This window comes from Eisenbergiella porci, from assembly GCF_009696275.1.
Taxonomy (GTDB): Bacteria; Bacillota; Clostridia; order Lachnospirales; family Lachnospiraceae; genus Eisenbergiella; species Eisenbergiella porci.
Genome location: NZ_VUMI01000072.1, coordinates 22,126 through 28,125, shown reverse-complemented (window position 1 = coordinate 28,125; position 6,000 = coordinate 22,126). Strand labels below are relative to the sequence as shown.

5 protein-coding genes are annotated in these 6,000 nt (G+C 50.6%); 2 read left to right on the top strand and 3 right to left on the bottom strand.

Going from position 1 to position 6,000, the window contains the following annotated elements; translation table 11 throughout:
• Positions 1 to 312: 312 nt before the first annotated feature.
• Both FYJ45_RS26490 and FYJ45_RS26485 read left to right on the top strand, forming a co-directional pair.
• On the top strand, positions 313 to 1,119 hold the full coding sequence (locus FYJ45_RS26490) for an SIMPL domain-containing protein (protein WP_154468023.1): 807 nt from the start codon (positions 313 to 315) through the stop codon (positions 1,117 to 1,119).
• Between the two features lie 20 nt (positions 1,120 to 1,139).
• Positions 1,140 to 1,562, top strand: a complete 423-nt coding sequence (locus tag FYJ45_RS26485; protein ID WP_154468022.1) for a DUF3842 family protein — start codon at positions 1,140 to 1,142, stop codon at positions 1,560 to 1,562.
• A gap of 195 nt (positions 1,563 to 1,757) precedes the next feature.
• On the opposite strand, the gene FYJ45_RS26480 is transcribed toward FYJ45_RS26485, so the two are convergent.
• From FYJ45_RS26480 to tig, 3 genes are all read right to left on the bottom strand, one after another.
• Entirely contained in the window at positions 1,758 to 2,996 is a 1,239-nt protein-coding gene (locus FYJ45_RS26480; protein ID WP_154468021.1) for a C40 family peptidase, read from the bottom strand.
• A 77-nt stretch (positions 2,997 to 3,073) separates the two neighbouring features.
• A complete protein-coding gene (gene asnS / locus FYJ45_RS26475) occupies positions 3,074 to 4,465 on the bottom strand; it encodes an asparagine--tRNA ligase (RefSeq protein WP_154468020.1) in 1,392 nt (463 codons plus the stop codon).
• A gap of 124 nt (positions 4,466 to 4,589) precedes the next feature.
• Positions 4,590 to 5,882: a trigger factor gene (gene tig / locus FYJ45_RS26470; protein ID WP_154468019.1), complete on the bottom strand. Its 1,293-nt coding sequence runs from the start codon at positions 5,880 to 5,882 to the stop codon at positions 4,590 to 4,592.
• Between the last annotated feature and the right edge of the window lie 118 nt (positions 5,883 to 6,000).

The following is a 6,000-nucleotide window of genomic DNA, read 5'->3' as shown; positions in this document are numbered from 1 at the left end:
GTTCAGCCCTTGTCACGATAAATTTTCTCCTTTGCGAAAAACTTTTTTTTATTTTATCATGCATCGGCTAAATCTTCAGTGCTTATCAGTAATTTTTGTGCGAGAAATTTTCGCCTTTCAGAGCTGTCGGCGTACTACAAAATCATCCCAGCTGTCCGGCAGCTCCATTTCCTGAAAGCCTGCGCCCTCTTTCTTTGCTACACTTAAAATTTTTTTAATTATTTTTCCCCGGCCTATCTTTCATTTCCCTTTTTTGTTATATTGGTACTGTAGGATGAACGCGGCCGAGAGACCGCAGGAAGTGAGGTTATTATGAAAAAAACTTATTTATCCGTTGCTGCCGCCGCTCTGCTTGTGCTTGGCGCCTGCACCCTGGCGGCATGTGAAACCCAGACCAAAGTCTCAACCGCCCCTGCCGCCGGCAATCCCGCCGCAGGCCCGCTTTCCGCAGACAGCGCTCCGGGAAGCACAATTACCGTAAACAGCAGTGAAAAAGTGACCGTCGTTCCGGACATCGCAGAAATCGTATATTCGGTTCAGACGGAAGCCGCCGATGCCGCCGGCTGCCAGCAGAAGAACACGGAGGATGTGGACAAGGTAGTCGCCCTCCTTACTGAACTCGGTGTGAAGGAGGGTTCCATCCAGACCACAGGCTATTATATGAATCCCCGCTATAACTGGAGCGGTGACGAACGGACCCTTATCGGTTATGAAGCGGTAACCACTCTCACTGTATCCGATCTTCCCCTGGATCAGGTGGGCGGCATACTGGCACAATCCGTCAGTGCGGGCATCAACAATATCCAGTCCATTTCCTACCTTTCCAGCAAGTATGACGAAAGCTACCAGGAGGCTTTGAGCCTGGCAATAACTGCCGCCCGCACAAAGGCAGAGGGCATGGCGCAGGCCGCCGGCTGCCAGCTGGGAGAGATCTCAGCCCTCAATGAACGGAGCACCTACAGCGAAGCCCGCTATACAGACAATGCGCTTGCAGATAAAACAAGCATGAGAGCCGCATCCATGGACGCCGGAGACGTAACCATCATGCCCGGTGAACTGGAGGTGGAGGCTTCCGTCATTGTGGAATACAGCCTGCTGCCCGGCGATGGTGCAGAATAAACGGACAAAGGAAAACAGCCATGAAAATTATGATAATTGACGGGCAGGGGGGCCGCATGGGCAGCCTCCTTACCGAGAAAACAAAGAATGCCGCCATTTCCGACGCCCAAATTTACGCTATCGGAACAAACAGCATCGCTACGGCCGCCATGCTAAAGGCCGGGGCCGATTACGGCGCCACCGGGGAAAATCCGGTGCTGGTCAACAGCCGGGATGCCGATTATATCATCGGCCCGCTGGGCATTATGGCCGCCGATTCCCTGTTGGGTGAGGTCACTCCCGCCATGGCGGTCGCCGTAGGCCAGAGCAGCGCCATGAAAATCCTTCTGCCGGTAAATAAATGCAATCACCATGTGGTCGGCGTATCCTCCGAATATTCCATGTCGGAGCTGGCCGAACAGGCAGTGCGTTACCTTCTGGACTGTATCAGCAAAAAAGCCTGAGCACAAACGCCTGATATGTCCTATTAATAAAAAGGATTTCCTGAAGCTTCTGAAACCAAAGCCATAGAAAGTTTCCAACGGCACTCCAAATAACATCCGCCCCGGAGGATATTTCTTCCGGGGCGGCATTTTTTACCGTAAAATATATAACAGTTCAGGACGATGTGCCGTCCTGAACTGTTATGAAAATTTCTATTAATTGACAATCCTTCTTACAGACAATATGGGCTTATAGGTCGCATTGCCGTATTTAATGCCGGTTTTAACACTGCTGGCATGGACGATTCTTCCGTTGCCCAGATAGATGGCCACATGGCCCGCATAACAGATCAGATCTCCCGGCTGCGCTTCCTCATAGGAAACCTCACGTCCCGCGCTTCTCTGGGACGATGAATTCCTGGGAATGCTGTAGCCGTAAACCCTGTATACGGACTGGGTGAATCCGGAACAGTCCGCACCGCTTGTCAGGCTTGTCCCGCCCGGCACGTAAGGATTCCCCACGAACTGGCAGGCATACTGGGCGATGTCGCTCCCGCTTCCGCTGCCGATCTTGGGAGGTACGGTTTTGGCTCCACCTGACGAAGCAGTGGAGGTTCCGCCGGAAGAATTCTGCGTACTCTGGGAATTCTGCTTCTTTTTCTGCGCCTCTTCCTCACGCTTTCTCGCTTCCTCTTCCGCCTTCTTGGCGGCTTCCTGGGAAGCCAGCTTCTGGATTTCCGCATTCTGCTGCTTTATCTTCGCCTTGTAGGCCGCCGCTTCCTGCTTTGCCTTTGCAAGCTGCACCTCATAATCCGCGGCAATCTCCTTCTGTTCATCCAGGGACTCCTGCAGGGAAGCTTTTTCCTGCTCCAGCTCATATTCGGCAGCTTCCAGCTCTGATTTCTGTTCCTCCAGGCTTTCCTTCAGCTGCGCCACCTCCTGGACGGTAGCCGCATAATTATCCAGCATCTTTCTGTCGTATGTATAAATTTCCTGTACATATTCAGCCTTGTTCAGCATATCCGACCAGCTCTTTGCTTCCATAAATAGCTCCAGATAACTGGTCTCACCCTTTTCGTACAAATACTGGATACGTTTCTTCATGGCATGATACTGCGCTTCCTCTTTGGCCTTGGCCTCATCATAATCCTTCTGTGCCTGTTCAATCTGCACCTGTGTATCTGCAATTTCATCCTCCAGAAGGCTGACGCTGGCCATAATTTCCGCAATCTGGCCGGTCAGCTCACTGATCTGTGCATCCACATCATCCTTTTCCCCGGAAAGGTCATTGATCTGATCGTTCACGGAGTCCAGCTGACTCTGGGTGCCTTTTTTCTGGTTTTCTTTTTCCTGCCTCTGCTTCTGAAGGTCACTGATACTGGTAGCATATGCTGTCTGCGTCATGGATAATGCCAATATGAATATCAAAAGTAGACTGAAAAATTTCTTTCGCATATCCTGCCCTTCTTACGTATCGCATCTGCGGCTGCATCCCGGCTTCCGCCTTTAATGCAGCCGCTTTTCCGTTTCGCTTATAACTCGCAGTTCTTCACTGTCCTGGGGAAGGGAATGACATCTCTGATGTTGCCCATTCCGGTAAGATACATCACACATCTCTCAAAGCCAAGCCCGAAGCCCGCATGGCGCGCGGAACCATAACGCCTAAGATCAAGGTAGAATTCATAATCCTCCTTGTTAAGCCCCAGCTCCTCCATACGCTGCTCCAGCAGCTCCAGCTTGTCCTCTCTCTGGCTGCCTCCGATGATTTCCCCAATGCCGGGAACCAGGCAGTCCATGGCGGCAACCGTCTTGCCGTCCTCGTTCAGCTTCATATAAAATGCCTTGATTTCCTTCGGATAGTCGGTAACGAAAACAGGGCGTTTGAATTCCTTTTCTGTCAGATAACGCTCATGCTCGGTCTGCAGGTCGCTTCCCCAATGTACCTTATATTCAAATTCATCATTATGCTTCTCCAGGATTTCAATGGCCTCCGTATAGGTCACATGGCCGAATTCAGAGGTGAGTACATGCTCCAGACGCTCAATCAGCCCCTTATCCACAAACTGATTGAAGAACGCCATCTCCTCAGGCGCATTGTCCAGCACATAACGGATAACATACTTCAGCATGCTTTCCGCAAGCATCATATCATCCGTCAGATCCGCAAAGCACATTTCCGGCTCAATCATCCAGAACTCAGCCGCATGGCGGGTGGTATTGGAATTTTCCGCACGGAAGGTCGGCCCGAAGGTGTATACGTTTCTGAAAGCAAAAGCATAGGTTTCCGCATCCAGCTGCCCGCTCACCGTAAGGTTGGTAGGCTTGCAGAAAAAGTCCTGGCTGTAATCCACCTTACCCTCTTCCGTTTTGGGCACGTTCTCCAGATCCAGCGTGGTCACCTGGAACATTTCTCCCGCACCTTCACAGTCGCTTCCTGTAATCAGGGGCGTATGCACATAAACGAATTCCCTTTCCTGGAAAAATTTATGGATGGCATAAGCTGCCAGGGAACGCACGCGGAAAACTGCCTGGAAGGTATTCGTTCTCGGACGCAGATGGGAAATAGTACGCAGGTATTCAAAGCTGTGGCGCTTCTTCTGAAGCGGATAATCCGCCGGGGAAGCTCCTTCCACAAGAATCTCCTCAGCCTGCATTTCGATAGGCTGCTTTGCCCCGGGAGTCTCCACAATCGTACCCGTTGCCACCACCGCAGCTCCCACGCCGATTTTGGCTGCTTCCGCAAACCCCGGCATTTCGCTGCTGTATACTATCTGAAGCGGCTCAAAAAAGGTTCCGTCATTGACTACAAGGAATCCAAAGTTCTTGGAATCCCTGTTGCTTCTCACCCATCCGCCGACGGTGACCTTCCTGCCCTGATACTTCTCTTTTTCTCTGAATAAATCCTTGATGTTTGTCAGTTCCATTTTTTTACCCCTCGTTTCCGTGTTCTTATATAAGCGGTAAGCGCGCTTTGGCTTTATTGCTTTTGGCATTCCTGAATCACTTCGGCCAGCGCAGTAAATGCGCTGACCTGCTGAATAGTTACCTTTACTTCTTATCCGCTGCCTGAGTCCCGGCAGCGCTTTCTGTTTCCTCTACGGCTCCGGTCTCTGTCCCGGCTGTCTCTGTTCCTTCTGTCTCCGCCGCCTCTGTGGCAGTTTCCGTTGTTCCCTCAGTATCAGTATTCAGCTCCTGGACAGGCTCCGTATCGGTAACCACCGCATTGTCAAACAGGAAGGAAAGCACCTTCTCTGTCATCATGTATTCCTTATAGCCCTTCAAATCAATGGCACTCTTATATTCTTCCACATCCTCGTAGCCATAATCAGCCGCATTCTTCTGAAGCTCCGCTTCCACCTCTTCATCCGTCACGTTCAGTTCCTCCGCATCCGCAATTGCCTTCATCGCAATAATCTCGCGGGCGGCCTGTGCTGCGGATTCCTGAATCTGTTCTTCAGAGGAGCCTGTTGCAGCCATAAAGCTTTCCAGATCATAGCCGTACATAGCGGCATAGGAGCTCATATTCGCTTTAATTCTGTCATAATAGCGGGTAACCATGTCTGCCGGCGGCTCTTTGAACTCGGAATTCTCCACTACCTTAGCCAGGATATCAATCTGGGCATTGGAATCATGGGTATTCTGCTCATCCTCCATCAGCATATCAAACACATACTGCTTGTACTCATCAACCGTGGCAAGATCCAGTTCCAGTCCTTTTACATATTCATCCGTCAGCTCCGGAAGGGACTTCGTATGAATGCTGTTAACGGTTACGGTAAACACCGCTTCCTTTCCGGCCACATCCGCATTGGGATAGCTTTCAGGGAAGGTAACCGCAACGTCCCTTGTCTCACCAATTTCGGCGCCGATAAGGCCGTCCTCAAAGCCATCGATAAAGCTGCCGGAGCCGATTTCCAGATCATAGCCCTTATCCGTACCGCCTTCAAAGGCCACGCCGTCGATTTTTCCTTCATAATCAATATTGGCAAAATCGCCTGTCTGCACAGCCCTGTCCGTAATCTCCGTTGTTACCATATTGCTCTGCAGCGCATAATCAATATAGCTCTGCACATAATCATCCGTTACCGTAGGAGCTGTTTCCGTAACTTCAATCCCTTTATATTCGCCAAGGGTCACATAATCGGCTACATTGATGCCGTCCACATAGGCATCCTCGCCGTATTCCACAGCTGCAGCCGCAGTTTCGGAACCAGTCTCGCCCGTTGCTGCGCTCTCAGTACCAGCCTGGGTGCTCTCCCCATTCTCCGCCGTTTTCCCGCATCCCGCAAACACGGATGCCGACAGCGCCAGTACTGTCATAGTAGTTATAAATTTTTTCATGCTTTGTCTCCTCTTATATTAAACAATAGCGCGACCTGCGCCGGTTATCATTGTATCATATTTTAATCTCACATAAAACCCTTTGTTACAGGAATTCATACATAATTAATAATATTTC